The organism is Streptomyces sp. MUSC 14, from assembly GCF_001866675.1.
Classification (GTDB): Bacteria; Actinomycetota; Actinomycetes; order Streptomycetales; family Streptomycetaceae; genus Streptomyces.
This window is the reverse complement of the sequence record NZ_MLYN01000025.1, coordinates 103260-128925: the sequence shown is the minus strand read 5'-3', so window position 1 is coordinate 128925 and position 25666 is coordinate 103260. Positions and strand designations below refer to the sequence as shown.

Here is a 25666-nt window from a genome sequence, read left to right as displayed (position 1 = left end):
CGCGCGCCGTGCCGGACGGGTGCCGAGGCGGCTTTCGGCGGCCGACGGGGCCGCGGTTACCGGGTCGTGGCACGGGTTGTCAGTGCCTCGGTCCACAATGGTCGGCGTCAGATCCGTCAAACGCTTCAGCAAGGAGCCAGGCAGGATGGCCCGCCGCAGCACGAAGACCCCGCCGCCCGACGACTCGTACGAGGAGAAGATCCTCGACATCGACGTCGTGGACGAGATGCGTGGCTCCTACCTCGAGTACGCGTACTCGGTCATCTATTCGCGCGCCCTGCCGGACGCCCGTGACGGCCTCAAGCCGGTGCACCGCCGGATCGTGTACCAGATGAACGAGATGGGCGTGCGCCCCGACCGCGCCTACGTGAAGTGCGCGCGTGTCGTCGGCGAGGTCATGGGCAAGCTGCACCCGCACGGCGACGCGTCGATCTACGACGCCCTCGTGCGCATGGCCCAGCCGTTCTCCATGCGCGTGCCGCTCGTCGACGGCCACGGCAACTTCGGCTCGCTGGGCAACGACGACCCGCCGGCCGCGATGCGGTACACCGAGTGCCGGATGGCCGAGGCGACGGGCCTGATGACCGAGTCGATCGACGAGGACACGGTCGACTTCGCGCCCAACTACGACGGCCAGGAGCAGGAGCCGGTGGCACTGCCGGCCGCCTTCCCGAACCTGCTGGTCAACGGCTCCTCGGGCATCGCGGTCGGCATGGCGACGAACATGCCGCCGCACAACCTCGGCGAGGTGATCGCGGCCGCCCGCCATCTGATCCGGCATCCGAACGCCGACCTGGACGCGCTGATGCGGCACGTCCCGGGCCCGGACCTGCCCACCGGCGGCCGGATCGTCGGCCTCGACGGCGTCCGGGACGCGTACGCGACGGGCCGCGGCACCTTCAAGATCCGTGCCACGGTGTCGGTGGAGACGGTGACGGCCCGCCGCAAGGGCCTGGTCATCACCGAACTGCCCTTCACGGTCGGCCCCGAGAAGGTCATCGCGAAGATCAAGGACCTGGTCAACGCGAAGAAGGTCCAGGGCATCGCCGACGTCAAGGACCTCACCGACCGCGAGCACGGCCTGCGCCTGGTCATCGAGATCAAGAACGGCTTCGTGCCGGAGGCGATCCTGGAACAGCTGTACAAGCTGACCCCGATGGAGGAGTCCTTCGGCATCAACAACGTGGCGCTGGTGGACGGCCAGCCGCTCACGCTGGGCCTGAAGGAGCTGCTGGAGGTCTATCTCGACCACCGCTTCGACGTGGTCCGGCGCCGCAGCGAGTTCCGCCGCACCAAGCGCCGCGACCGGCTGCACCTGGTCGAGGGTCTGCTCACCGCCCTGGTCGACATCGACGAGGTCATCCGGCTGATCCGTTCCAGCGAGAACTCCGCGCAGGCCAAGCAGCGCCTGATGGAGCGCTTCTCGCTGAGCGAGATCCAGACGCAGTACATCCTCGACACGCCGCTGCGCCGGCTCACCAAGTACGACCGCATCGAACTGGAGGCGGAGAAGGACAGGCTCACCGCGGAGATCGAGGAGCTGACCCGGATCCTGGAGTCCGACGCGGAGCTGCGCAAGCTGGTCTCGGCCGAACTGGCCGCCGTGGCCAAGAAGTTCGCCACCGACCGGCGCACGGTGCTGCTGGAGTCCGCGGGCGCCCCGGTGACCGCGGTGCCGCTCCAGGTGGCCGACGACCCGTGCCGGGTGCTGCTGTCCTCGACCGGCCTGCTGGCCCGCACGGCGGCAGACGAGGCGCTCCCCGAAGGGGCCGACGCGAAGCGCGTCAAGCACGACGTGATCGTCTCGGCGGTGCCGGCGACCGCGCGCGGTGAGATCGGCGCGGTGACCTCGGCGGGCCGGCTGCTGCGGATCAACGTGGTCGACCTGCCCCAGCTGCCGCCGACGGCGACCGCGCCGAACCTCGCCGGGGGCGCCCCGCTCGCGGAGTTCGTGTCGCTGGAGGACGACGAGACGGTGGTCTGCCTGACCACGCTCGACGAGTCGTCCCCGGGCCTCGCGCTCGGCACGGAACAGGGCGTCGTCAAGCGCGTGGTGCCCGACTACCCGTCCAACAAGGACGAGTTGGAGGTCATCACGCTCAAGGAGGGCGACCGGATCGTCGGCGCGGTGGAGCTGCGCACCGGCGACGAGGACCTGGTGTTCATCACGGACGACGCGCAGCTGCTGCGCTTCCAGGCGTCCATCGTGCGCCCGCAGGGCCGCCCGGCGGGCGGTATGGCGGGCATCAAGGTCACCGACGGCGCCAAGGTGATCTCGTTCACGGCGGTCGACCCGGCCGTCGACGCGGTGGTCTTCACGGTGGCGGGTTCGCGCGGCACGCTGGACGACTCCGTGCAGACGACGGCCAAGCTGACCCCGTTCGACCAGTACCCGCGCAAGGGCCGGGCCACGGGCGGCGTGCGCTGCCAGCGGTTCCTGAAGGGCGAGGACTGCCTGTCGCTGGCCTGGGCGGGCCCGGTTCCCGCGCGCGCGGCCCAGAAGACCGGCGCCCCGGCCGAGTTGCCGGAGCTGGACCCGCGCCGGGACGGCTCGGGCACGTCGCTGCCGATGACGGTCTCGGTGGTCGCGGGACCGGCCTTCTAGGCCGGCGGGTCCTGCGGCCCGGCCTCCGTCTCCTGCGGCCCCTGGACGTACCTCAGGACGCCCCACATGCCGTGTTCGTCGGCGTGTGGGGCGTCGTTCCCGGCCGCCTCCAACTCCTTGCCCAGGGCGCCGGTGTCGATGCCGGAGCCGATCAGCACGAGCTGGGTGAGCCGGTCACCGGCTGCGGTCCAGGGCTCGGGGTAGAAGCGCAGGAACCGGCCGACGGCGTGCACGGCGTACCGGTTGCGGGTGTCGTACGGCCCGAAGTCGACGTACCCCTTGATCCGGTACAGCCCCTCGGGCCGGCTGTCCAGGAACCGCATGAGCGCGCGCGGGTCCATGGGCAGGCCGGAGGTGAAGGACAGGCTGTCGTAGCCGGTGTGCAGATGACCGGTGTGGTCGTCGTCATCGGTGTGGTCGTGCAGGTCGTCGAAGGACAGCTGCCCGATGCGCTCCTCACCGGGCTTGCAGTCGAGGAGGAACTCCGGGTCGATACGGCCGTAGGTGGCCGGGACGACGGCGGCGCGGTCGGCGAGGGACCGCACGAGGCCGAGTATCCGCTCGCCGTCCGCGGCCCGGTCGAGCTTGTTGACCACCACGAGGTCGGCGAGGGCCAGGTGCCGGTCGACCTCGGGGTGGCGGGACCGGGTGTCGTCGAACTCGGCGGCGTCCACGACCTCCACCAGGCCGCCGTAGACGATCCCGGGGTGCTCGCTGGCCAGCACCATCCGCACGAGTTCCTGCGGCTCGGCGAGTCCGCTGGCTTCGATGACGATCACGTCGATGCCGGCACCGGGGGCGGCGAGCCGGTTCAGGTAGACGTCGAGTTCGCTCGCGTCGACAGCGCAGCACAGGCAGCCGTTGCCGAGCGAGACGGTCGAGTCGCCGAGGGCGCCGGCGACGGCCATCGCGTCGATCTCGATGGCCCCGAAGTCGTTGACGATCGCGCCGATCCGGCTGCCGCCGCTGTGGTGCAGGAGGTGGTTGAGGAGCGTGGTCTTCCCGGAACCGAGGAATCCGGCGAGGACGACGACGGGGATCTGCTGCGGAGTGCTGCTGTTGCCCAACGGGCGCCCTCTCTCACGTGGACCGGCTGCCGGTCCAGGATAAGAGCGGCGCCCCGGGCCGGACTCACGGCTGAGCCGGCACCGCCACCGGGGGCTCCGGTCCGACGTAGCGGGCGACGGGACGGATGATCTTCGAATCGGCTGCCTGTTCCAGGATGTTGGCGCTCCAGCCCACCACCCTGGCCGCCGCGAAGGTGGGGGTGAACATCTCGCGGGGCAGGCCGCACAGTTCCATGACCACGCCGGCGTAGAACTCGACGTTGGTGTGGAGTTCGCGGCCGGGCTTCAGCTCGGCGAGGATCGCCTCGACCGTCCGCTCGACCTCCACCGCGAACGCGACGCGCGGGCCGCCGAAGCCCTCGGCGACCTCCCGCAGCATCCGCGAACGGGGGTCCTCCGTGCGGTAGACGGCATGCCCGAACCCCATGATCCGGTCGCCGCCGAGCACCCGCGCGCGGATCCAGGAGTCGATCCGGTCCGGGGTGCCGATGGCGTCCAGGGTGTCCAGGGCCCGGCTGGGCGCGCCGCCGTGCAGCGGCCCGGACAGGGCACCCACGGCACCGGTCAGGCAGGCCACCACGTCGGCGCCGGTGGAGGCGATGACCCGGGCGGTGAAGGTTGACGGGTTGAATCCATGGTCAATGGTGGAGATCAGGTATTGCTCGACCGCACGGGCGTACCGCGGCTCGGGTTCCTCGCCGGTGAGCATGTACAGGTAGTTGGCCGCGTGGCCGAGGTCCTCGCGCGGCTCGACCGGATCGAGTCCCTGCCCGAGCCGGTACAGGGCGGTGAGCAGGGTGGGTACGGCCGCGCAGGCGGCCAGGGTGTCGGCGCGGCGCCGGTCGGCGTCGATGTCGTACACCGGCCGCATCCCCTGGGACGCGCCCAGCAGTGACAGGGCCGTGCGCAGCCCGGACAGCGGGCCGGAGACCCGGCTCGCGGCGGCGATCGCGGGCAGTGCGGCGCGGACCTCCGCGGGCAGCCGGCGCAGCCCGGCGGTCTCGGCCACGAAGGCGGCCCGGCGCCGCGCGTCCGGGAGCGTGCCGTGGACCAGGAGATGCCAGGCGTCCTCGAAGCCACGGGTCCGCGCGAGTTCGACGGCCGAGTACTGGCGGTAGTGGTAGAAGCCCTGCTGTCCCCGGACGTCACCGATCTCGGTCTCGGTGACGACGACGCCCGCGAGGCCGCGCGGGGCGTCGATGAGCGGAGTGGCGGTCCTGTTGACGGACATGGATTCCCTCCCTGCTTTCCTCCCTGGAATTAATTCGACTGTCCATGCTTGACTATTTCCTTGTCAACGTTGATTGAATCAATGCATCGCTATCAAGATGTCCAGAGACGGCTACGGTGACCCCCATGCGCGATCACGAACCCGCTCCCGGCCGCCCCGGGCGAAGGCTGACCACCAAGGAGACCGCCGAACTGCTCGGCGTGAAGCCCGAGACGGTCTACGCGTACGTGAGCCGCGGCCTGCTCAGCAGCAGACGCGAACCGGGCGGCCGGGCCAGCACCTTCGAGGCGAAGGAGGTCGAGGCCCTCGCCCGGCGCAACCGGCGTGAGGCGGCCGGGGCCCCGGGCTCCGGCGGCGACCTGTCGGTGCGGACCCGCATCACTCTGATCGAGCAGGACCGCTACTTCTTCCGCGGCGTGGACGCCGTCGAGCTGGCCCTGCGCCACTCGTACGAGGAGGTCGCGGAATGGCTGTGGACGGGCCGGCCGGCCCCGGGGGTCGCGTTCACCGCCCCCGTCGCCACGGTCGAGGTCGCCCGCCGCGCGGTGAACGCCCTGTCCGAGCACGCCTCGCCCACCGACCGGCTGCGGGTGGCGGCGATCGCCGCGGCGGCCGAGGACCCGCTGCGCTTCGACCTGTCCGAGGACGCGGTGCTGAACACCGCGCGGATCCTCATCCCCACCCTCGTCGCCGCGCTGCCACCGGCCCTGCACACCCACAAGGACGACGGCCCGCTGGCCCACCGGCTGTGGAGCCGGCTGACCGGACGCCCCGCCGACGAGGCGTCCCTGCGGGTCCTGGACACCGCGCTCGCCCTGCTCGCCGACCACGACCTGGCCGCGTCCACGCTCGCCGTCCGGGTCGCCGCCTCGGCCCGGGCACACGCCTACGCGGCCGTCTCGGCCGGGCTCGGCGTCCTGGAGGGCCCGCTGCACGGTGCCGCGAGCGGCGGCGCCCACCGCATACTGCTCGACGTGCTCGACCAGGGCACGGCGGTCCCGGTGATCGCCGACGAACTGCGCGCGGGCCGCCGTGTCCCCGGACTCGGCCACCGGCTGTACGCGGGCGAGGATCCCCGCGCGCGTGTGCTGTTGGGTCTCCTGGAGCAGGTGCCGCGCGCGGAGTCCGCCCTGCTCGCAGCCCGGGACATCGTCGCCACGACCGCCCGGCACACCCCACTGCACGCCAACGTCGACCTGGCCCTCGCGGTGTTCACGGCGTCCAGCGGCATGCCCGCCACGGCCGGCGAGACGATCTTCGCGGTCGCCCGTACGGCGGGCTGGATCGCGCACGCTCTGGAGGAGTACGGCGAGCGCCCGCTGCGCATGCGCCCCGTCGGCCACTACGTCGGCACACGACCGCCGCAGCCCCTGCCGGACTAGGGCCCGCGCCCCTGCCGGAGCAGTACACGGGCACGGCCGGAAGTCGCCCCGCACGGAGTCAGGTTAGGCTCACCTCTGTGAGTAGGTGCGCGACCGTCTCCCGGAGCCTCGACGAGCTCGTTTCCGGCACGGCGGCCACGGCGACGACGTGGCTGCTGCTGGAACAGCCCGGCCCGTGGGGCGCCAAGGCGCTCACTTCGAGCCATCTGGATCCCCGGCTGGGCCGGGCGCTGGAGCGGGCGGCCGAGGGAACCGGCGTACGGGTGGCCCTCATACGGCGCCCAGGGCGGCATGCCGACCCCGGCACGCCGCCACTGCGGCATGTGTACGCGGCCCACACCGTTCCGGGAAACGTGTGGCTGCGCAGCGCCACCGTCCGCGCTCCGGAACGGCTGCTGGACCTCGACTTCACCGCTCTCGGCGCGGGCGACCACCACTCGTTCGGCGCCGCGCTCGACGGACGCCCGCACCGGGGCGACCCGCTCGCGCTCGTGTGCACCAATGGCAAGCGCGACCGCTGTTGCGCCCTCCTGGGCCGCCCGCTCGCCGGCGAGCTGGCCGCCTCGGGGGTGCACGGGGTCTGGGAGGTCACCCATCTGGGTGGACATCGCTTCTCACCGACGGTGCTCGTCCTGCCGTACGGCTACGCCTACGGCCGCGCCGAGGCACACACCGTCGAGGAGGCCCTGCGCGGCGCCCGGGAGGGGCGTGTGGTGATCGAGGGGTGCCGGGGGTGCTCCGCGTGGGAACGGCCCGGCCAGGCGGCCGAGCTGGCCGTCCGGACGGCGGCGGGCGAGGACCGCGCGGACGTGCTGGGCGTCGTACGGACCGATGGCGCGGCGCCGCACTGGCAGGTCACCGTCGCCCACACCGACGGCCGTCTGTGGCGGGTCACCGTGGCGCAGGGGGCGTCGCTGCCGCCGCGCGCGGAGAGCTGTGGCGCGGACGTGCTCGGCACGCCCGCGCGGATGGACGTGACGGCCGTGCGCGAGCTGCGGCCGACGGCGGTGGCGAGCTGAGCGCGGCCCCGTCATTCAATAACTGGTCAAGAGATCCCCACCACAACCCCTGGGGCACACGGGACCTTCCCACGTAACGTCGTCCCCCATGAGCCCCCGTCCTCCCGCCCGCCGTCTGCGCCTGGGTCTGCCGCGACGGGCGTTCTCCCAGGTGCTGCTCATGCAGGTGACGATCGCGGCGGGAGTGGCGGTGCTGGCGACCGGGCTGTTCCTGGCGCCGCTGAGCAAGCAGCTGGACCACGAGGCGATGCGCCGCGCGCTGGCCATCGCCCAGACCACGGCCCAGGACCCGCAGATCGCCGAGGGCGTGCTGACCACCGAACCGACGACGAACGGTCCGGTGCAGCGCGAGGCGGAACGGATCCGGCGGTCCACCCACGCCGAGTACATCGTGGTGATGGACCGGCGGGGCGTGCGCTGGTCGCACACCACCCCGTCGGAGATCGGCGCGCACGTCTCGACCGACCCCCGCGAAGCCCTGGCCGGCCGGCAGGTCATGGAGATCGACGACGGCACCCTGGGCCGTTCGGCCCGCGGCAAGGTGCCGCTGTACGACGCCGGCCACCGGATCGTCGGCGCGGTCTCCGTCGGCATCGCGTACGACAGTGTGCGGGCACGGCTGATCAGCGCGATCCCGGGGCTGTTCGCGTACGCCGGGGGCGCTCTCGCGGCGGGTGCGCTGGCCGCCTGGGTGATCTCCCGCCGGGTCCAGCGGCAGACCCGCGACCTGGCCTTCTCCGACATCTCGGCGCTGCTCGCGGAGCGCGAGGCGATGCTGCACGGCATCCGCGAGGGCGTGGTGGCCCTCGACCGCGGCGGCCGCGTCCGGCTGCTCAACGACGAGGCACGGCGGCTGCTGGGCATCGGCGACGAGGCGGTCGGCCGCACTCCCGACGAGGCGCTCGGCGAGGGCCGTACGACCGATGTCCTGGCCGGCCGGGTCACCGGTACCGATCTGCTCACCGTGCGCGGTCAGCGCGTCCTGGTCGCCAACCGGATGCCCACCGGCGACGGCGGCGCCGTGGCCACCCTGCGCGACCGCACCGAACTGGAGCAGCTCGGGCGCGAACTGGACTCCACGCGCGGGCTGATCGACGCCCTGCGCGCCCAGGACCACGAGCACGCCAACCGCATGCACACCCTGCTCGGGCTCCTGGAACTGGACATGTACGACGACGCCGTGGAGTTCGTCGGCGAGGTGGTCGGCGACCACCGGGTCACCGCCGAGCAGATCACCGAGAAGATCCAGGACCCGCTGCTGGCGGCGCTGCTGGTCGGCAAGGCGACCGTGGCGGCCGAGCGCGGCGTCGCCCTGTGGGTGTCGGAGCGCACCCGGCTCCCGGACCGGCTGATCGACCCCCGGGGCCTGGTCACGGTCGTGGGCAATCTGGTGGACAACGCCCTGGACGCGGTCGCGGGCACGCTCCACGCGCGCGTGGAGGTCGAACTGCGCACCGAGGGGCGTGCGGTCGTCCTCGGGGTCCGCGACACCGGCCCCGGCATCCCGGCGGACCAGCGGGAGTTGATCTTCACGGAGGGCTGGTCCACCAAGGAGCCGCCCGCGCACGGCAAACGGGGCATCGGTCTCTCGCTGGTGCACCGGCTGGCCGAACGGCAGGGCGGCGGCGCGACGGTGGGGACCGCGGACGGCGGCGGTGCCGAGTTCACCGTGGTCCTGCCGGAGGCGCTCGGCGGGCCGGAACCGGAACCGGCGCTCACGGGACCGGCCGCACCGGCTCCCGAGCACACCCCCATCGCTGCCGAGGAGGAGGCGCGATGATCGAGGTCCTGGTCGTGGACGACGACATGCGCGTCGCCCGGGTCAACGCCGCCTACGTCGAGAAGGTCCCGGGCTTCCACGTGGCGGGCGAGGCGCACAGCGCGGCCGAGGCGCTGCGTCTGGTGGCGGCGCCGGCGCGGGTGGACCTGGTGCTCATGGACCACTATCTGCCGGACGGCACCGGGCTCTCGGTCGTCCGCGAGATGCGCCGGCGCGGCCACCAGACCGACGTGATCATGGTGACGGCGGCACGGGACGTGTCGACCGTGCAGGCCGCCATGCGGCACGGGGCGCTGCAGTACCTGGTGAAGCCGTTCGCCTTCGCCGGCCTGCGGAGCAGGCTGGAGGCGTACGCGCAGCTGCGACGCACCCTGGACGGCGGCGGGGAGGCCGAACAGTCCGATGTGGACCGGATCTTCGGCGCCCTGTCCGCGCCGTCGGAGCCCGGCCTGCCCAAGGGTCACTCCCCCGCGACGGCCGAACTGGTGCGTCAGGCGCTGATGCATGCTCAAGGGCCGCTGTCCGCACAGGAGATCGCGGAGCGGACGGGGGTGAGCCGGCAGACCGCCCAGCGCTATCTGAAGCTCCTGGAGCGCGCGGGACGGGCGCGGCTCACCCTCAAGTACGGCGACGCGGGCCGCCCGGAACACCGTTACGTGTGGGCGACCCGTGTCTGAACGGGCAAGGCTTGCAGACTACTTGGCAGCCTTGACGAACTCGGTCGTGTACGTCTTGCTCAAGTCGACCTCGGCGTTCTTGATGTTGGGGTTGAACGACTTGAGGACCTTCTCCACGGTCTCGGGGCCGCCCTCGGGCATCACACCGTCCTTGGTGAACATCGGCAGGGTGCTCTTGATGGCCTGGGTGTAGAGCGTCTTGTTGCCCTGGGAGTAGTCGGCGGGCATCTTGGCGGCGATCTCGTCGGCGCTGTGGGTGGACATCCACGTGAGCGTCTTGACGAATGCATTGACCAGCTTCTGGACGGTGTCCTTGTGTCCGTTCACCCAGTCCGTCTTCATGTACAGACTTGACGAGGGGTACGGGCCGCCCAGCGCCTCCTGCGAGCCCTCGGGGGTGCGCATGTCGAGGAGGATCCTGCCCGCCTTCTTGTCCAGGATCGTCGCGACGGTCGGGTCGGTCGTCATGCCGCCGTCGATCGCGCCGTTCTGGAGTGCCGCGATGAAGGTCGGCCCGGCGCCGACCGAGACCGGTGTGAACTCGCTGACGTCGACGCCGTTCTTGACCGCCAGGTACTTGGTGAGGAAGTCGGTGGAGGAGCCGAGGCTGGTCACGCCCAGCTTGCGGCCCTTGAAGTCCTTGGGCGACGTGAGGTCGCCCGCCGCCTTGCCGGAGACGACCTCGACCTCGCCGGGCGCATGGGAGAACTGCACGACCGACTCGACCGGCTTGCCTTTCACCTGGAGGTCGAGGGTGTGGTCGTAGAAGCCGACCGCTCCCTGCACCTGGCCGGAGACGAGCGCGGTCTCGGCCTGGACTCCGGCGGGCTCGCTGAGCAGTTGGACGTCGAGTCCCTCCGCCTGGAAGTAGCCGAGGCGCTGCGTGAGCATCGCGGGCAGGTAGATGACCTTGTCCAGGCCGCCGACCATGATCTTGACCGACTCGCCCTTGCCGCCCCCGCCGCTGCCGGTGTCGGCCGTGGAGCTTGCCGCGTCGTTGGCGCAGGCGGTGAGCGAGGTGAGGGCGAGGAGTCCGGCGGCGGCCAGGGAGGAGTATCTGGCGGTCTTGCGCATGGCGGTGTCACGTCCTTGTGAGAGGGCGGTGCGGGAAAGGCGTGGGGGGCTGGTCCGAGGGGGCCGGTCAGTCGTCGGAACCGGCGGGCTTCCAGCGGAAGATGCGGCGCTCGGCGAAGGTCAGCAGCCCCTCGGCGACGAGGGCGACGACCGCGAGGATGACCATCGCGGCGTAGACACCGGCCGCGTTGAAGGTGTTCTGCGACTGCGAGACGAGCAGGCCGATGCCCTTGGTGGCGCCGATGTACTCACCGACGATGGCGCCGATCAGCGCGAAGCCGAAGCTGACATGCAGGCTGGTGAAGATCCAGGAGGTGGCCGACGGGATGACCACCTGGAGGGTCACCCTGCGGTCGCCGGCGCCCAGGATGCGGGCATTGGCCACGAGGTTGCGGTCCACCTCCCGGGCGCCCTGGAAGGCGTTGAAGAACACCGGGAAGAACACGAGCACGACAGCCGACGCGACCTTCGAGGAGGGGCCGAGGCCGAACCAGATCAGGAAGATGGGTGCGAGGACGATCCTGGGGATCGAGTTGAGCACCTTGATGTATGGACCAAGTACCTCGGCGAGCAATCTGATCCGCCCGAGCGCAATACCGAGCAGCACACCGGCGATCACACCGATGATCCAGCCGAGCAGTGCCTCGTGGAGCGTGTACCAGATCTGTTCGCCCAGGGAGCCGAGCGCGGTGCCGTGCATCACCCAGGTCCAGATCTGATCCCAGATCTTCGAGGGCATCGAGAAGTTGAACGGATCGATCACCTTGGCCCGGGACAGTCCCTCCCACAGGCCGAGGACGGCGACCAGGAGCACCACACGCATGGCGTTGACGAAGACCTTGCGGCGGCGGGCGGCCTGGGCGCGGCTCTGCGCGCGGTCGGGGACCTTCGTGGTCTCGACGGCCGGTGTGCTGAGAACGTCAGGCGACACGGGCGGCACCCCTCTCGCGGGTGATGCGGACCTCTTCGCCGAGCGACTCCCAGATCTCGCGGTAGATCTCGATGAACCGCGGCTCCAGGCGCACCGACTCGACCTTGCGCGGCCGCGGCAGATCGATGTCGAAGACCTGCTTCACGGTCGCGGGTCCGGCGGTCATCACGACCACCCGGTCGGCGAGCGCGATGGACTCCTCCAGGTCGTGGGTGACGAAGACGACCGAGGCGCCCGTGCCCTCCCACAGCTCCAGCAACTCGTCCGACATCAGCGCCCTGGTCTGCACGTCGAGCGCGGAGAACGGCTCGTCCATCAGCAGGATCTCGGGGTCGTTGACGAAGGTGGCGGCGAGGGCGACGCGCTTGCGCTGACCGCCGGAGAGCTGGTGCGGGTAACGGTCCTCGAAGCCGGCGAGTCCGACCCGGGCCAGCCAGTCCCGCGCCTTCTCCTTGGCCTCCGTCTTCGGCACGCCCCGGAAGCGCGGGCCTGCCATGACGTTCGACAGCACCGTGCGCCAGGGGAAGGTGGCGTCCTGCTGGAAGACGAAGCCGACCTTGTCGCCGACGCCGTCGACCGGCTCCCCGGCCACCAGCACCTCGCCCTCGCTGGGCTCCTCCAGGCCGCTGACCAGCGTCAGCGTGGTGGACTTGCCGCAGCCGGTCGGTCCCACGACGGCCACGAACTCGCCGCGCCGCACGGTGAGGTCCAGGCCGCGCACGGCCGTGTGCAGTCCCCCGGACGGGGTTCTGAAGGTCTTGCTCGCGCCCCGCAACTCGATGGCGGGGCTGGTGTGTGCGCTCATGGCCCGGGACGGTAGGTGTGGCCCCGGCCACAGCAGGAGTCTTGTGGGCACAAGCCGTTCTTTTGCTCGCAGGAGCCTGTTGTGCTCATTTTGCTCGCGCTACAACTGCGGAGCCGAAACACGGGCGTAACGCCCCTCGGCCTTGAAGGAGAGGCCTGATGATTGACGTCCTGGTCGTGGACGACGACTTCCGCGTCGCAGAGATAAACGCCAAGTACGTGGCAAAGGTTCCCGGGTTCCGGGTGTCCGCCCGCGCGCACAGCGCCGCCCAGGCGCTGGCGGCCGTCGAACGCGGCAGCGTCGACCTGGTCCTGCTCGACCACTTTCTGCCGGACCGGACCGGCCTCGACCTCGTCCACCGCATGCGTGAGCAGGGCCACCGCACGGACGTCATCATGATCACGGCGGCCAGTGAGGTGACGACCGTTCAGCAGGCGATGCGCCTGGGCGCCCTGCACTACCTGGTCAAACCGTTCACCTTCGCCGCGCTGCGCACCCGCCTGGAGTCCTACGCCGCTCTGCGCCGCACCGTGGACCGGGTGGGCGGCCACGGCCTGACGGGCCAGGAGCAGGTCGACCGCATCTTCGGGGCACTGCGCACAGCCCCGGCACCGTCCGCACCCGGCCTGCCGAGCGGCCACTCGGAGCCCACGACGGACCTGATCTGTGGCGTCCTGCACCACGCCGACCAGCCGCTGTCGGCCCACGAGGTGGCCGCCAGGACCGGCCTGAGCCGCTCCACGGCCCAGCGCTACCTCCGCCACCTGGAACAGGCCGGCCGACTGCGCCTCTCCCTGAAGTACGGCGACACCGGCCGACCGGAGCACCGCTACGCCTGGGTGGCGCCGTAGCGATCCGTCCGGCGCGCTACACGGCCCCGGCACCGGTCAGCGACCGCACCTCGGTCTCGGCGTACTTGGCCTCGTCCGCGACCTCGGCCGAGGTGACCGTGCCCAGCCAGCCGGCCACGAAGCCGAGCGGGATGGAGACGATGCCGGGGTTCTGGAGCGGGAAGTACTGGAAGTCGACGCCCGGGAACAGCGAGTCCGGGCTGCCGGAGACCACCGGGGACAGCAGGACGAGCCCCAGTGCCGGGATCAGTCCGCCGTACACGGCCCACACAGCGCCACGGGTGGTGAAGCCGCGCCAGAACAGCGAGTACAGCAGCACGGGCAGGTTCGCCGACGCCGCGACCGCGAACGCCAGGCCCACGAGGTAGGCGACGTTGAGATCACGGGCCAGCAGGCCGAGCGCGATCGCCACGACGCCGATGCCGAGCGCCGCGAACCGTGCCACCACGACCTCGCCGCGCGGCGTGCCGGACGACCGCCGCAGGGACGCGTACAGGTCGTGCGCCACCGAGGCCGACGAGGCGAGCGTGAGGCCGGCGACCACGGCGAGGATCGTGGCGAAGGCGACGGCGGCGACGACCGCGAACAGAACCGTTCCACCGGTGGAGCCGGCGCCGCCGCCCAGGTCGAGGGCGAGGAGCGGCACCGCCGTGTTCCCGGCCGCGTTCGAACCCCGCACGGCATCCGGCCCGACCACCGCGGCGGCGCCCAGGCCGAGGACGATCGTCATCAGGTAGAAGCCACCGATCAGCCCGATGGACCACACGGCGGAACGGCGCGCAGCCCGTGCGGTGGGCACGGTGTAGAAGCGGGACAGGATGTGCGGGAGTCCCGCCGTGCCCAGCACCAGGGCGAGCCCGAGGCTGATGAAGTCGAGGCGGGCGGTCCAGCTCCCGCCGTACTTCAGGCCCGGGGCCAGGAACGCCCTGCCGTGACCGCTGCGGTCCGCCGCCGTGAGCAGCAGCCGGTCGAAGTCGCCGTGGAAGCGCAGCAGGACGAGCACGGTCAGCACGACCGTCCCGCTCAGCAGCAGCACCGCCTTCACGATCTGGATCCAGGTGGTGGCCCGCATCCCGCCCAGCGACACATAGACCACCATGAGCGCGCCGACCCCGATGACCGTCCAGGCCCGGGCCGCCCCGCCCGTGCGCCCCAGCAGCAGCGCCACCAGGCTGCCCGCGCCCACCATCTGCGCCACCAGATACACGACGGACACCGTCACCGAGGACGTTCCCGCGGCGATCCGCACCGGCCGCTCGCTCATGCGCGCGGCCACCACGTCCGCCAGGGTGAACCGCCCGCAGTTACGCACCAGTTCGGCCACCAGGAACAGCACCACCAGCCAGGCCACCAGGAAGCCCACGACATACAGCAGCCCGTCGTATCCATAGAGCGCGATCAGCCCGGTGACCCCGAGGAAGGAAGCCGCCGACATGTAGTCGCCCGCGATGGCGAAACCATTTTCCATCGGGGAGAACAACCGTCCGCCCGCGTAGAACTCCTCCGCCGAACCGCGCCGCCGCCGACTCACCCACGTCGTGATCCCGAGAGTGACGGCCACGAATGCGCTGAACAGCAGCAGCGCCAGCGTCTGATGGCCCCCGGTCACGCGGCACCTCCCCGCGCCTCACGGGTCAGTTCCTGGGTGTCCCAGCGCAGCTCCAGCGCCGCCCGGTCCCGCCGCAGCCGCGCGTGCCGGGCGTAGGCCCAGGTGAGCAGGAACGTGGTGAGGAACTGTCCGAGCCCGGCCAGCATGCCCACGTTCACCGCTCCCGCCACGGGCCGGGCCATGAGTCCGGGCGCGGCCGTGGCGGCGACCACATACCCCACGTACCAGACGAGGAACGCGACGACTCCCGGCACGACGAACCGCCGGTACCTGCTGCGCACCTCCTGGAAGGCCGCGCTGCGCTGCACCTCGACGTACACGTCACGCGCGCGAAGCGACGGTCCGCTCTGCTCCCCACGAGCGGACGGCACCACCGACGCCGGCATGCCCGCGCCGTCCAGCTCGCCCCAGCCGGAGGCCAGCGCGTCGTACCAAGGGTCCTCGTACATCGCGTCGTGCGAGGGCGTGCCGTGCTCTTCCTGGCTCCCGCCCGAACTCTCGGGACCGTCCCCGCATCCGCGGGCACGGTCGTTGCTTGACTGCATGCCCAAGGATGGACAGATCGGGAAGATCCCTGACTCTTCTTCCCTCAGCTCTTCACCCCATCAGGTGATTCACTGCGTGGGCGGCCTCACGAGCCCCTTGCCGTAGGCGTAACGCACCGCCTGCGCCCGGTCCTTGAGGCCCGTCTTGGCGAAGAGGTTGTTGATGTGCGTCTTCACCGTCGCTGTCGACACATGCAGTCTGCGGGCGATCTCCTGGTTGCTGAGTCCGTCGGCGATCAGCACCAGGACCTCGGTCTCGCGTGCGGTCAGCCCGTCGGGCGCGGCATCGGCCGGCGCCGGCTCGGGCGGGTGCCCGGGCTGCGACAGCCGCTCCAGCAGCCTGCGCTGCACGCTGGGCGACAGCCCCGCGTCCCCCGACAGCACGCTCTCCACGGCCCGTACGATCTCGTCACCGCCGGCGTCCTTGGTCAGATAGCCGCGGGCACCTGCGCGCAGCGCGGGGAACAGCGACTCGTCGTCCGCGTACGTGGTGAGCACGACGACCTGGGTCCCGGGGTACTGCGACCGGATCCGCCGGGTGGCCTCCACACCGTCGCAGCGGGGCATCCTGAGGTCCATCAGGACGACGTCCGGCGCGAGTTCGCCCACCAGCTGCACCGCCTCCTCGCCGTCTCCCGCCGCACCGACGACCTCCACGCCGGGCAGCAGCCCGAGGAGCATCACGATGCCTTCCCGGACCACGGTCTGGTCGTCGGCGACCACCACCCGCGCAGGCTTCTTCTCTCCCTCCGTCTCGGTCATACCGGCACCTTCAGCGTCACCACGAACCCCTCCTCGTCCGCACCCGCGTCCAGTGAGCCGCCCAGCAGCTCGGCACGCTCGCGCATACCCAGCAGACCGTACCCGCCGCCGGATCCGGTGAGTTCGCCCGGGAGCCCGCCCGAGTCCCTTACGTTCAGCGTCACTTCGTGGTCGCTGTAGTCGAGTCGCAGCTGCACCTTGGCGCCCTGGGCATGCTTGCGGACGTTGGTGAGCGCCTCCTGCGCGACCCGGCGTACGGCCTGGGAGGCCTCGGCCGACAGCGGTCTGCGCTCACCCGTGACGGTGACCTCGGCGCCGTCGGCTCCGGTGACGAGTTCACTCAGGAAGTCTTCCAGCGGGGTCAGTTCGCCCCGCAGCGCCGACAGTGCCTGCCGGGTCTCCGCGAGCCCGTCGCGGGCCATGCCGCGCGCGGCCACCACCCGCTCCAGGATCCGTTCACGGTCGGCGCCGTTCTCGATCAGCAGCCGGGCGGCCTCCAGGTGCACGAGCTGGGCCGAGAGGCTGTGGGCCAGCACGTCGTGGATCTCGCGCGCGATCCTGGTTCGCTCGGCCAGTGCCGCGGACTCGGCCTCGGCGGCCCGGGCGGCCCGCTCCTGGGCGAGCAGCCGCTGCGCGCTGCCGCGGGCTTCGGCGTCCAGCCGCAGGACGTATCCGGCGAGGGCCATGCCGGCCACCGTGGCGGCCGTGGTCAGCCAGACGTCGTTGTTGAACGCGGAGTACGACGCCAGGGCCACCGAGGTCACGGGCGCGGCCGCCGCGAGCGGCAGCCGCTCCAGGGCGCTGATCCCGCATCCGCACCAGAGCACCAGGGCCGGTCCTCTGAACCCCGTGGCCTCGGCGGCGACCGCGATGGCCAGGAGCACACTCATGAGCGCGAGGGAGGGCACCAGCCGGTGCTGGTAGGTGGTCCGGAACAAGGCCCAGGAGACGACGGCGGCGAGGAGGACCCCGGCCGCTGCCGCGAACCCTTCTGCGAGGCCGACGTGCTTCTGGTTGAACGCGCCCCACAGGAGCAGCGCGAGCACGAGGAGCCGCACGGCCCAGGCGAGCATGCGCCGGGGCCGGCTGATTCCCGCGCGGCCGAGCGCCTCGCGCGACGGCCAGCGGGTCCAGAGGTTCTCCGTCACACGCTCTCCTTCCGGGCCGTCCACATGTCGTCACCGTACGCCGGAGAGGGACGGGTGGCGGTGCCGAGGGACTGGGCCCGCCAGACCAGGACGCCGCCGCGGACCAGCAGGGTGCCGGCGAGACCGAGCATCAGGGCCGAGCTGTCCTGGTGCAGGCCCAGCGCGGTGCCGAGGGCGTAGATACCGATCCGCAGGGCGATGCCCACGGCCCACACGGCGCCGCTCGCCTTGGTGCTCTTGGTCCACACGACGCCGTCCGGAGCGGCCCAGATGCGGGTCGTCCAGGCCCAGCCGGCGCCCATGGCCAGGCCTATGAGCACCTCCACGGCGAGCAACGCGGCGGACTCCGCACGGTGATGTGCGTCGAGGATGCCGGGCTCGCGCAGCGCGACGACGGCGAGGATCACGGGGACCAGCCACCAGCGCCGGTCCGTGTTGATCGCGCGGGCACGGAACTGCCGCGCGATCACCAGGGCGACCACGGCCACGATCACCAGCGCGTTGACGAGCCCGGACATCAGAGCCTCCGTGAGCGAGAAGGTAGTGCCGGAGCGGGTGCTGCCGACACCGACGACGCTACGGAAATGCCCAGGCCCGCAGATCGGAGCGGAGGTGGATCACGGGTGGAAACCTCGGGCGGCTCTTCTCCACCCACGGGTGTAGACGCCGGGCGAAAGAGACTCAGGGACGGGACGAAGCTGGAGGTGCCGGGGCAGGGATCGGGATGCCGCGGGAGCGGTGCTGCACCGGGCAGAGGCGCGCCGCGGGCCGGGTCGCAGCGGGAGATCGGCAGGGCGCCGGAGACTCCGAGTCCGGGGGGACAGCTCAGGGCGACGGGAGGGGGAGGGCCTGGGGCGAGGTGTCCTGGGAGGAGGTGTCGTACGACGGCCGATCCCGATCAGCCGGCGGGGAGAGAGCGACGGTGACCCGGCCGAGCCGACGGACACCACGACGGCCGGCGGGCGCGATTTACGGGCGCGACGTGGCGGCGGCCCGGGCCTGCCGGAACGGCCCGAGACCTGCCTCCGGCCGGACCCGGTCCGCCCTGCCGGTCCGGCCGCGCACCGGACCACTACAGGAGGCAGTCCGGACAGGCGTCCCACCGCCACCGCCACCGCGACTCGGACACGCACCGAACCGCCACCGCTCGCCGGCCCGGGGCCAGGGCCCCGTATCCCCTGTCCTGTCCTGCCATGCCCGCACGATCCGCCGGGTCCGCCTCGCTCCGGCCTCCCGGGCACTCCCCGGTCGGCCGGAGTCCGGCGCAGTGGCTACGCGTCGATACGCGAACGGTCCAGCGTCGCCGCCGAACTGGAGATGAACTCCTTGCGGGGTGCCACGTCGTTGCCCATCAGCAGGTCGAAGACCTGTTCCGCGGCTTCCAGGTCGGCCAGGTTGATCCGGCGCAGGGTGCGATGGCGCGGGTCCATCGTGGTCTCGGCCAGCTGGTCGGCGTCCATCTCGCCCAGACCCTTGTAGCGCTGGATGGACTCCTTGTACCGGATGCCCTTGCTCTGGAACTCCATGAGCTTGTCCCGCAGCTCGCGGTCGGAGTACGTGTAGACGTACTTGTCCTGGCCCTTCTTGGGCTGGACGATCTCGATCCGGTGCAGCGGCGGCACCGCGGCGAAGACCCGGCCGGCCTCGACCATGGGCCGCATGTAGCGCTGGAAGAGCGTGAGCAGCAGGCAGCGGATGTGGGAGCCGTCCACATCGGCATCGGTCATCATGATGATCTTGCCGTAGCGGGCCTGGTCGATGTCGAAGGTGCGGCCCGAGCCCGCTCCTATGACCTGGATGATGGCGCCGCACTCGGCGTTCTTCAGCATGTCGGTCACCGACGACCGCTGGACGTTGAGGATCTTGCCCCGGATCGGCAGCAGGGCCTGGAACTCGGAGTTCCGCGCCAGCTTCGCCGTACCGAGCGCGGAGTCGCCCTCGACGATGAACAGTTCGCTGCGGTCGACGTCGTCGCTGCGGCAGTCGGCGAGCTTCGCCGGCAGGGACGAGGACTCCAGGGCCGTCTTCCGCCGCTGGGCGTCCTTGTGCTGGCGGGCCGCGACGCGCGTGCGGGCGGCCGCCACGACCTTCTCCATGACGACCCGGGCCTGCGCCGCGGCGTCGCGCTTGGTGGCGGTCAGGAACGCCTTCAGTTCCTTCGTGACCACGTTGTTCACGATGCGGCGGGCCGCCGAGGTACCGAGGACCTCCTTGGTCTGGCCCTCGAACTGCGGCTCGGCCAGGCGCACGGTGACGACGGCGGTGAGGCCCTCCAGCGCGTCGTCCTTGACGATGTTGTCCTCGGCCACGCGCAGCATCTTCTTGGCGCGCAGCACATCGTTCATCGTCTGTGTGAGGGCCTGCTCGAAGCCGGCCACGTGGGTGCCGCCCTTGGGGGTGGCGATGATGTTGACAAAGGACCTGACCTTCGCGTCATAGCCCGTGCCCCAGCGCAGCGCGACGTCCACGCCCAGTTCGCGGGTGACCTCGGTGGGCGTCATCTGGCCGTGCTCGTCCAGGACCGGGACGGTCTCCTTGAAGGTGCCCTGCCCCGAGAAGCGGAGGACGTCGCAGACCGGCTTGTCGTTCGCCAGGTACTCGCAGAACTCGCTGATCCCGCCGTCGAAGCGGAAGGACTCCTCGCCCTTGCTTCCGCCCTCGCCCAGTCCGACCTCGTCGCGTACGACGATCGTCAGGCCCGGCACCAGGAAGGCGGTCTGCCGGGCGCGCTGGTGCAGGGTCTCCAGGGAGAGCTTGGCGTCCTTGAGGAAGATCTGCCGGTCGGCCCAGTACCGCACGCGCGTGCCGCTGCGGGTCTTCGGGACCTTCTTCGTCTTGCGCAGGCCGCTCTTGGCCTCGAACTTCGCCTCGGCACCGTCGGCGGCGAAGGCGCCCGGCACTCCTCGCCGGAAACTGATCGCGTGCGTGTGGCCACCCCGGTCCACCTCGACGTCGAGACGGGCGGAGAGGGCGTTGACCACGGAGGCACCGACGCCGTGCAGACCGCCGGAGGCGGCGTACGAGCCACCGCCGAACTTGCCGCCCGCGTGCAGCTTGGTCATGACGACTTCGACGCCGGACAGGCCGGTCCTCGGCTCGACGTCCACGGGGATACCCCGGCCGTTGTCGCGCACCTCCACGGAGCCGTCGTCGTGGAGGACCACCTCGATGTGGTCACAGACACCCGCGAGGGCCTCGTCCACGGAGTTGTCGATGATCTCCCACAGACAGTGCATCAGGCCGCGACTGTCGGTCGAGCCGATGTACATGCCCGGACGCTTGCGCACGGCTTCGAGGCCCTCGAGGACGAGCAGGTGCCGCGCGGTGTAGTTGGAACCGTCCCGGTCTGCTCCTGCCAGCAGCGCTGTGGACGGCACGGACGTATCGGCGGTCACGCGGTTCGCTCCTCGCTGAATTTCAGTTGACCCCTTGTTGGGTAAGGGGGCGGCTTCGGTTGCCGCTCAGAGGGTACCGAGGCCTGGTAGAGCCGGTGTAACGCCACCCTCGTCGAAAACTCAGACTAGTCCAGAGTCGCATGCATGTTCGATCCCTCGTTGGAGTGAAGCACACATCACGTTCCCTTGGAGGCATGAACCATTTAGGCTCCGGGCACGTCCTCATGAACAACCGGCAACCCGGCCGGGAGGACCGAGACACAACACTGCGCGAAACCGTAAGCACGCAAGAGACGCACTACGGCACATTCGCCGCCAACCGGCAGCAGACAGCCGCCCGGAAGATTTTTTCGAGGAAAAGCCACGAGCGGGAACGTTTTCGGGCTGGTTGGATGTTGACCCTGGTACGACAGCTCGTCGAGCTAGAGAAGAGGCGACGTGACTACTGTTCTGACCCCCGCGAGCCCGCTGACGGCCGCCGATCGCTGCGACCGCTGCGGCGCCCAGGCATACCTGCGCGTCGTCCTGCTGAGCGGCGGAGAACTGCTCTTCTGCGCCCACCACGGTCGCAAGTTCGAGCCGGAACTCAAGAAGATCGCCGCTGAGATACAGGACGAGACGGAGCGGCTGACGACCGCTCCGAACACCGCTTCCGACGAAGAGCGCTGAATCTCGCACACACGACGAGCCAGCGCCGGCACAGGCCGGTGGAAACGGGCGGCGGCTCCCGACCGGGAGCCGCCGCCCGTTCTCGTACCCGCGCGCCTCTCAAGAGAGCTCGCCGGAGCCTGCGCGGCCGCCCGAGGACGCGTCCAGCACTCGTGCGACCGCGGAAACGCGCGTGTAGACCCCGGGGTTGCCCGGTCTGCCGCAGCCGCTCCCCCAGGACACCAGCCCGATCAGCCGCCCAGAGGCCACCAGAGGGCCTCCGCTGTCGCCCTGACAGGCGTCCGGGCCGCCCTTGGCCTCTCCGCCACAGAGCATGCTGCCCGCCCGGTAGACGCCCTCAGGGCCGCCCGGGTAGGCGCGAGCGCAGGTGTCGTCGGGCAGCACGTGTACGCGTGCCGCGTGGAGCCTGCGCGCGTAGGCGCCCCCGCCGCTCGTGTCGCCCCATCCGGAGACGAGGGCCTCGGTGCCGGGCGTGTAGGCCGGGTCTCCCGCACCGGCCATGGCGACCACCGCACTGCGCGGCAGCGGCGTGGCGAGTGTGAGGACGGCGAAGTCGCCGGCGTTCGTCGTGGCGTCGTACCCCGGGTTGATCCGGGCGTCTCGTACCGCGATCTCCTGGCCCTTGCCGGACAGCAGGTCCGTACGGCCCGCGATGACCTTGAGGTCACGCGCCGCGTTCGGCGGGCCCCCGAGCACGTCCTCGCCGAGGCAGTGGGCCGCTGTGAGCACGGTGGTCGGTGCGACCGCCACGCCGCCGCAGAACTGACCCGCCCGCGTACCTCCGAACCGGTCACGGCTGGACAGCGCGACCGTCCACGGGGCCTGTGAGACGTCGATCGGAAACCCCCCGACGACGACGCTGTCGGCGGCCACGGGGGCCGCGCCGACCAGGGGTATGACGGCTGAGGCGGCCGCCAGGGCCAGCGGCCGGACCAGGGCCCGGGCAACGGAACGACGCATGAGGGAACCTCGCTCTCGGGTGGTGTCGGAACACCCAGAGTGATCCACAGCTCCGATGCGCGCAGCACGAAGGCCCGGCTCCCGCGTGGGGAACCGGGCCTTCGGTGTCGTACGGACGCGACCTAGTCGAGGTAGTCGCGCAGCACCTGGGAACGCGACGGGTGGCGCAGCTTCGACATGGTCTTGGACTCGATCTGACGGATGCGCTCACGCGTCACGCCGTAGACCTTGCCGATCTCGTCGAGGGTCTTCGGCTGACCGTCGGTGAGACCGAACCGCATGGAGACGACGCCGGCCTCGCGCTCGGACAGGGTGTCCAGCACCGAGTGCAGCTGCTCCTGGAGGAGCGTGAAGCTGACGGCATCGGCCGGGACGACGGCCTCGGAGTCCTCGATGAGGTCACCGAACTCGCTGTCGCCGTCCTCGCCCAGCGGGGTGTGCAGCGAGATGGGCTCGCGGCCGTACTTCTGGACCTCGATGACCTTCTCCGGGGTCATGTCGAGTTCCTTGGCCAGCTCCTCCGGGGTGGGCTCGCGGCCCAGGTCCTGGAGCATCTGACGCTGCACGCGCGCGAGCTTGTTGATGACCTCGACCATGTGCACCGGGATACGGATGGTGCGGGCCTGGTCGGCCATGGCGCGGGTGATCGCCTGCCGGATCCACCAGGTGGCGTACGTGGAGAACTTGTAGCCCTTGGTGTAGTCGAACTTCTCGACCGCGCGGATCAGACCGAGGTTGCCCTCCTGGATGAGGTCCAGGAAGAGCATGCCGCGGCCGGTGTAGCGCTTGGCCAGGGAGACCACCAGACGGAGGTTGGCCTCCAGGAGGTGGTTCTTGGCGCGCCGGCCGTCCTCGGCGATGATCTCCAGCTCGCGCTTGAGCTTCGGCGCCAGCTTGTCGGCGTTGGCCAGCTTGTCCTCGGCGAACAGGCCCGCCTCGATGCGCTTGGCCAGCTCGACCTCCTGCTCGGCGTTGAGCAGGGGGACCTTGCCGATCTGCTTCAGGTAGTCCTTGACGGGGTCGGCGGTGGCGCCGGCCGCGGCGACCTGCTGCGCGGGCGCGTCGTCCTCGTCCTCGTCGGACAGGACGAAGCCGGCGCTCTCGGCGCCCTCGGGCTCGTCGGCCACCTTGGTGTCCTCGAGAACCTCGTCCTCGAGAATCTCGGCGTCGTCCTTCTTGGCCGCGGTCTTCTTGGCGGCCGTCTTCTTCGCTACGGTCTTCTTGGCGGCCACCTTCTTGGCGGTCGCCTTCTTGGCCGCGGCCTTCTTGGCGGGTACGGCTTCCTCGGCGGAATCGGCTGCGACCGGAGCGGCGGGCACCGCGGGGGCGGCCGTGGTGGCGGTGGCCTTCCTCGTCGTCACCGTCTTCGCCGCGACCGTCTTGGTGGCGGTGCGCTTGGCCGGACTCTTCGCTGCGACGCTCTTGCGGGTGCGCTTGGGCTCTGCGGCACTGACCATCAGCGTCACACCCTCTTCCTCAAGGATCTGGTTGAGGCTGCGCAGTACGTTCTTCCACTGAGTGGCCGGAATCTGGTCAGCTTCGAAGGCCCGACGCACATCGTCGCCGGCGATCTGCCCATCAGCCTTTCCCCGCTCAATGAGAGCCATGACAGAGACGGACTCGGCGATCTCCGGCGGGAGCGTACGGGATGTGCTGGCCGACACGAACAACCTCTCGGAACGTTGGAAAACGGCTTCCGGCACCGTCCACTGCGGACAGGAGCCGACCACCGGCCTGGGGATGGGCCGACGGCGCGGGCGGGAGCCGGGGAGATGCACAGCGCCTGTCATGGCGTCCGTATTCCCTCCGCGGCTGTCACCTCTTAGGTCATCGCGCTGTTCCCACGAGCGTTACGCCCAATCTGCGTGGCCCGAGTCACACCCCGTAAGCAACCAAAAACGGTCAGACACGGACAGAGGAGATCGCTATCGGCCTCGCGTCCGGTCACACCCGCGACCACGGCCGCCCGTCGCACCGCCGGACCCCGCCGATCCGCACTGGATCCGGCGGGGTCCGGCAGCGGCCGGTACCCGAGCCCGGCATCGACACGAGACCCACGAGAAGCACGCTGACACCGCACACGGGCTGTCACACCGCCTTCATCGCGCGGATCAGCGCCTGCGTCAGTGCTCGCGCGGGGCGGGCACCACGCGTTCGACCTCGGGGTGGACCGTGAGCAGTTGACGCATGGCCGTCTCCGCCGCAGCGCCGTCGCCCGTGCCGAGAGCGTCGACGATGCGCGCGTGCTGCGCGAGGGACGCCTCGTTCGGCCGGTCGCAGGCCGTCACCGGGCCACCCGACACCTGGAGGGCGGCGGACACGATCCCGGACAGGTGCTCCAGCATGCGGTTGCCGGCGATCTGGATGAGCAGGCCGTGGAACTCGTTGTCGGCGCGCGAATAGGTCAGCGCGTCGCCCTGCGCCATGGCATGGCTCATGATCTCCACCATGTCGCACAGACGCTGCTGCACCTCCTCCCGGCCGTGCCCGGCGGCGAGGCGGGCGGCGAGCGGCTCGATGGTCCAGCGCAGTTCGCTCAGCTCCCGGCGCTGGTCGTCGCGCTGCGGCCCGAAGGCCCGCCATTCGATGATGTCCGGATCGAGCAGGTTCCAGTCGCTGACGGGACGCACGCGCGTGCCGACGTTCGGGCGGGCGCTGACCAGGCCCTTGGCCTCGAGAACGCGGAGGGACTCGCGGACGACGGTGCGGGACACCTCGAAGCGCTGGCCGATCTCCTCGGGCACCAGCGGACGGTCCGCGCCCAGGTCGCCCGAGACGATCATCTGCCCCAGTTGTTGGACGAGTTGGCCGTGCAGGCCGCGTCCGCGGCTGCCCGCGGCACGCCTGCCTACGCGGCCCAGCTCCGGTTCCGCCCCCTCCCAGGAGGGCGTTCCCACGCGATCGGGCACGGGGGCCTCGGCGTAGGGGTAGCGGTCGAGTTCGCCCGGGCCGGCCAGACCGGAGTCGGTGGAGCGGGCGGCGGTCATCATGGTGTGCGCAAGGGTACTCACGGAACCTTTGTCGGCGCCGTTTCCAACTCCCTTGAGGTCTTTGGTGAAAAGCACACGAAAGGGTGATCGCTCACGCCGTCGCAATTGACGCCTTATCGGAAAGAAATGGGCTTTCTGAGGGGAGTTGTGCGCACGGCGAGATCGA

General features: G+C 70.8%; 21 protein-coding genes. 7 read left to right on the top strand and 14 right to left on the bottom strand.

Going from position 1 to position 25666, the window contains the following annotated elements:
- The first annotated feature begins 145 nt into the window (after positions 1–145).
- Positions 146–2605 carry a DNA topoisomerase (ATP-hydrolyzing) subunit A gene (locus BIV25_RS16800; RefSeq protein WP_071373142.1) on the top strand — a complete coding sequence of 820 codons (2460 nt, stop codon included), beginning with the start codon at positions 146–148 and terminating at the stop codon, positions 2603–2605.
- Here BIV25_RS16800 and BIV25_RS16795 read toward each other — a convergent pair.
- Entirely contained in the window at positions 2602–3672 is a 1071-nt protein-coding gene (locus BIV25_RS16795) for a GTP-binding protein (protein ID WP_071373141.1), read from the bottom strand. The genes BIV25_RS16800 and BIV25_RS16795 overlap by 4 nt on opposite strands.
- A gap of 64 nt (positions 3673–3736) precedes the next feature.
- Positions 3737–4903 carry a citrate synthase/methylcitrate synthase gene (locus BIV25_RS16790; RefSeq protein ID WP_071373140.1) on the bottom strand — a complete coding sequence of 389 codons (1167 nt, stop codon included), beginning with the start codon at positions 4901–4903 and terminating at the stop codon, positions 3737–3739.
- Between the two features lie 125 nt (positions 4904–5028).
- Between BIV25_RS16790 and BIV25_RS16785 the strand changes: the two genes are divergently transcribed.
- The 4 genes from BIV25_RS16785 (at position 5029) to BIV25_RS16770 (ending at position 9761) form a co-directional block, all read left to right on the top strand.
- Positions 5029–6285 (top strand): citrate synthase, encoded by a 1257-nt coding sequence (locus tag BIV25_RS16785; protein ID WP_071373139.1) that lies wholly within the window; start codon positions 5029–5031, stop codon positions 6283–6285.
- 77 nt (positions 6286–6362) lie between these two features.
- Positions 6363–7304: a sucrase ferredoxin gene (locus BIV25_RS16780; protein WP_071373138.1), complete on the top strand. Its 942-nt coding sequence runs from the start codon at positions 6363–6365 to the stop codon at positions 7302–7304.
- A gap of 88 nt (positions 7305–7392) precedes the next feature.
- Positions 7393–9084, top strand: coding sequence for a sensor histidine kinase (locus tag BIV25_RS16775; protein ID WP_071373137.1), 1692 nt, complete (start codon positions 7393–7395; stop codon positions 9082–9084).
- Entirely contained in the window at positions 9081–9761 is a 681-nt protein-coding gene (locus tag BIV25_RS16770; RefSeq protein ID WP_071373136.1) for a response regulator, read from the top strand. The genes BIV25_RS16775 and BIV25_RS16770 overlap by 4 nt, the downstream gene beginning before the upstream one ends.
- 18 nt (positions 9762–9779) lie before the next feature.
- Here the strand turns inward: BIV25_RS16770 and BIV25_RS16765 are convergent, their stop codons facing one another.
- The 3 genes from BIV25_RS16765 to BIV25_RS16755 all read right to left on the bottom strand — a co-directional run bounded on the left by BIV25_RS16765 (position 9780) and on the right by BIV25_RS16755 (position 12571).
- Positions 9780–10835 carry an ABC transporter substrate-binding protein gene (locus tag BIV25_RS16765; protein ID WP_071373135.1) on the bottom strand — a complete coding sequence of 352 codons (1056 nt, stop codon included), beginning with the start codon at positions 10833–10835 and terminating at the stop codon, positions 9780–9782.
- 67 nt (positions 10836–10902) lie between these two features.
- Complete coding sequence (locus BIV25_RS16760; protein ID WP_071373175.1) at positions 10903–11766, bottom strand: ABC transporter permease; 864 nt, start codon at positions 11764–11766, stop codon at positions 10903–10905.
- Positions 11756–12571, bottom strand: a complete 816-nt coding sequence (locus tag BIV25_RS16755) for an ABC transporter ATP-binding protein (RefSeq protein ID WP_071373134.1) — start codon at positions 12569–12571, stop codon at positions 11756–11758. Before BIV25_RS16755 ends, BIV25_RS16760 begins: the two co-directional genes overlap by 11 nt.
- A 158-nt stretch (positions 12572–12729) precedes the next feature.
- Here BIV25_RS16755 and BIV25_RS16750 point away from each other — a divergent pair, with 158 nt between their 5' ends.
- Positions 12730–13422, top strand: coding sequence for a response regulator (locus tag BIV25_RS16750; protein ID WP_071373133.1), 693 nt, complete (start codon positions 12730–12732; stop codon positions 13420–13422).
- A 16-nt stretch (positions 13423–13438) separates the two neighbouring features.
- On the opposite strand, the gene BIV25_RS16745 is transcribed toward BIV25_RS16750, so the two are convergent.
- From BIV25_RS16745 to BIV25_RS16720, 6 genes are all read right to left on the bottom strand, one after another.
- Positions 13439–15031 (bottom strand): cation acetate symporter, encoded by a 1593-nt coding sequence (locus BIV25_RS16745; RefSeq protein WP_071373132.1) that lies wholly within the window; start codon positions 15029–15031, stop codon positions 13439–13441.
- Complete coding sequence (locus BIV25_RS16740; protein ID WP_079176682.1) at positions 15028–15576, bottom strand: DUF485 domain-containing protein; 549 nt, start codon at positions 15574–15576, stop codon at positions 15028–15030. Before BIV25_RS16740 ends, BIV25_RS16745 begins: the two co-directional genes overlap by 4 nt.
- Before the next feature lie 69 nt (positions 15577–15645).
- Complete coding sequence (locus BIV25_RS16735; RefSeq protein WP_071373130.1) at positions 15646–16338, bottom strand: response regulator transcription factor; 693 nt, start codon at positions 16336–16338, stop codon at positions 15646–15648.
- On the bottom strand, positions 16335–17486 hold the full coding sequence (locus BIV25_RS16730) for a sensor histidine kinase (protein ID WP_071373129.1): 1152 nt from the start codon (positions 17484–17486) through the stop codon (positions 16335–16337). Before BIV25_RS16730 ends, BIV25_RS16735 begins: the two co-directional genes overlap by 4 nt.
- Positions 17483–18004 (bottom strand): DUF1453 family protein, encoded by a 522-nt coding sequence (locus BIV25_RS16725; protein WP_071373128.1) that lies wholly within the window; start codon positions 18002–18004, stop codon positions 17483–17485. The genes BIV25_RS16730 and BIV25_RS16725 overlap by 4 nt, the downstream gene beginning before the upstream one ends.
- Positions 18005–18757: 753 nt before the next feature.
- Complete coding sequence (locus BIV25_RS16720; protein WP_071373127.1) at positions 18758–20881, bottom strand: type IIA DNA topoisomerase subunit B; 2124 nt, start codon at positions 20879–20881, stop codon at positions 18758–18760.
- Between the two features lie 438 nt (positions 20882–21319).
- On the opposite strand from BIV25_RS16720, the gene BIV25_RS16715 reads away from it, so the two are divergent.
- The gene (locus tag BIV25_RS16715) at positions 21320–21550 is read left to right on the top strand and encodes a hypothetical protein (RefSeq protein WP_071373126.1); all 231 of its coding nucleotides are present in this window, start codon (positions 21320–21322) and stop codon (positions 21548–21550) included.
- A gap of 99 nt (positions 21551–21649) precedes the next feature.
- On the opposite strand, the gene BIV25_RS16710 is transcribed toward BIV25_RS16715, so the two are convergent.
- The 3 genes from BIV25_RS16710 to BIV25_RS16700 all read right to left on the bottom strand — a co-directional run bounded on the left by BIV25_RS16710 (position 21650) and on the right by BIV25_RS16700 (position 25521).
- Positions 21650–22510: a serine protease gene (locus BIV25_RS16710; protein WP_071373125.1), complete on the bottom strand. Its 861-nt coding sequence runs from the start codon at positions 22508–22510 to the stop codon at positions 21650–21652.
- Between the two features lie 122 nt (positions 22511–22632).
- Positions 22633–24174 carry an RNA polymerase sigma factor gene (locus tag BIV25_RS16705; RefSeq protein WP_071373174.1) on the bottom strand — a complete coding sequence of 514 codons (1542 nt, stop codon included), beginning with the start codon at positions 24172–24174 and terminating at the stop codon, positions 22633–22635.
- A 459-nt stretch (positions 24175–24633) separates the two neighbouring features.
- A complete protein-coding gene (locus BIV25_RS16700) occupies positions 24634–25521 on the bottom strand; it encodes a FadR/GntR family transcriptional regulator (protein WP_071373124.1) in 888 nt (295 codons plus the stop codon).
- Positions 25522–25666: the final 145 nt, after the last annotated feature.

What these genes read in the sequence shown, in the direction of transcription:
- BIV25_RS16775 (WP_071373137.1), top strand. Translation starts at nt 7,393, where the DNA reads ATGAGCCCCCGTCCTCCCGCCCGCCGTCTGCGCCTGGGTCTGCCGCGA.
- BIV25_RS16785 (WP_071373139.1), top strand. Translation starts at nt 5,029, where the DNA reads ATGCGCGATCACGAACCCGCTCCCGGCCGCCCCGGGCGAAGGCTGACC.
- BIV25_RS16790 (WP_071373140.1), bottom strand. Translation starts at nt 4,903, where the DNA reads ATGTCCGTCAACAGGACCGCCACTCCGCTCATCGACGCCCCGCGCGGC.
- BIV25_RS16750 (WP_071373133.1), top strand. Translation starts at nt 12,730, where the DNA reads ATGATTGACGTCCTGGTCGTGGACGACGACTTCCGCGTCGCAGAGATA.
- BIV25_RS16725 (WP_071373128.1), bottom strand. Translation starts at nt 18,004, where the DNA reads ATGTCCGGGCTCGTCAACGCGCTGGTGATCGTGGCCGTGGTCGCCCTG.
- BIV25_RS16740 (WP_079176682.1), bottom strand. Translation starts at nt 15,576, where the DNA reads ATGCAGTCAAGCAACGACCGTGCCCGCGGATGCGGGGACGGTCCCGAG.
- BIV25_RS16735 (WP_071373130.1), bottom strand. Translation starts at nt 16,338, where the DNA reads ATGACCGAGACGGAGGGAGAGAAGAAGCCTGCGCGGGTGGTGGTCGCC.
- BIV25_RS16800 (WP_071373142.1), top strand. Translation starts at nt 146, where the DNA reads ATGGCCCGCCGCAGCACGAAGACCCCGCCGCCCGACGACTCGTACGAG.
- BIV25_RS16765 (WP_071373135.1), bottom strand. Translation starts at nt 10,835, where the DNA reads ATGCGCAAGACCGCCAGATACTCCTCCCTGGCCGCCGCCGGACTCCTC.
- BIV25_RS16755 (WP_071373134.1), bottom strand. Translation starts at nt 12,571, where the DNA reads ATGAGCGCACACACCAGCCCCGCCATCGAGTTGCGGGGCGCGAGCAAG.
- BIV25_RS16770 (WP_071373136.1), top strand. Translation starts at nt 9,081, where the DNA reads ATGATCGAGGTCCTGGTCGTGGACGACGACATGCGCGTCGCCCGGGTC.
- BIV25_RS16710 (WP_071373125.1), bottom strand. Translation starts at nt 22,510, where the DNA reads ATGCGTCGTTCCGTTGCCCGGGCCCTGGTCCGGCCGCTGGCCCTGGCG.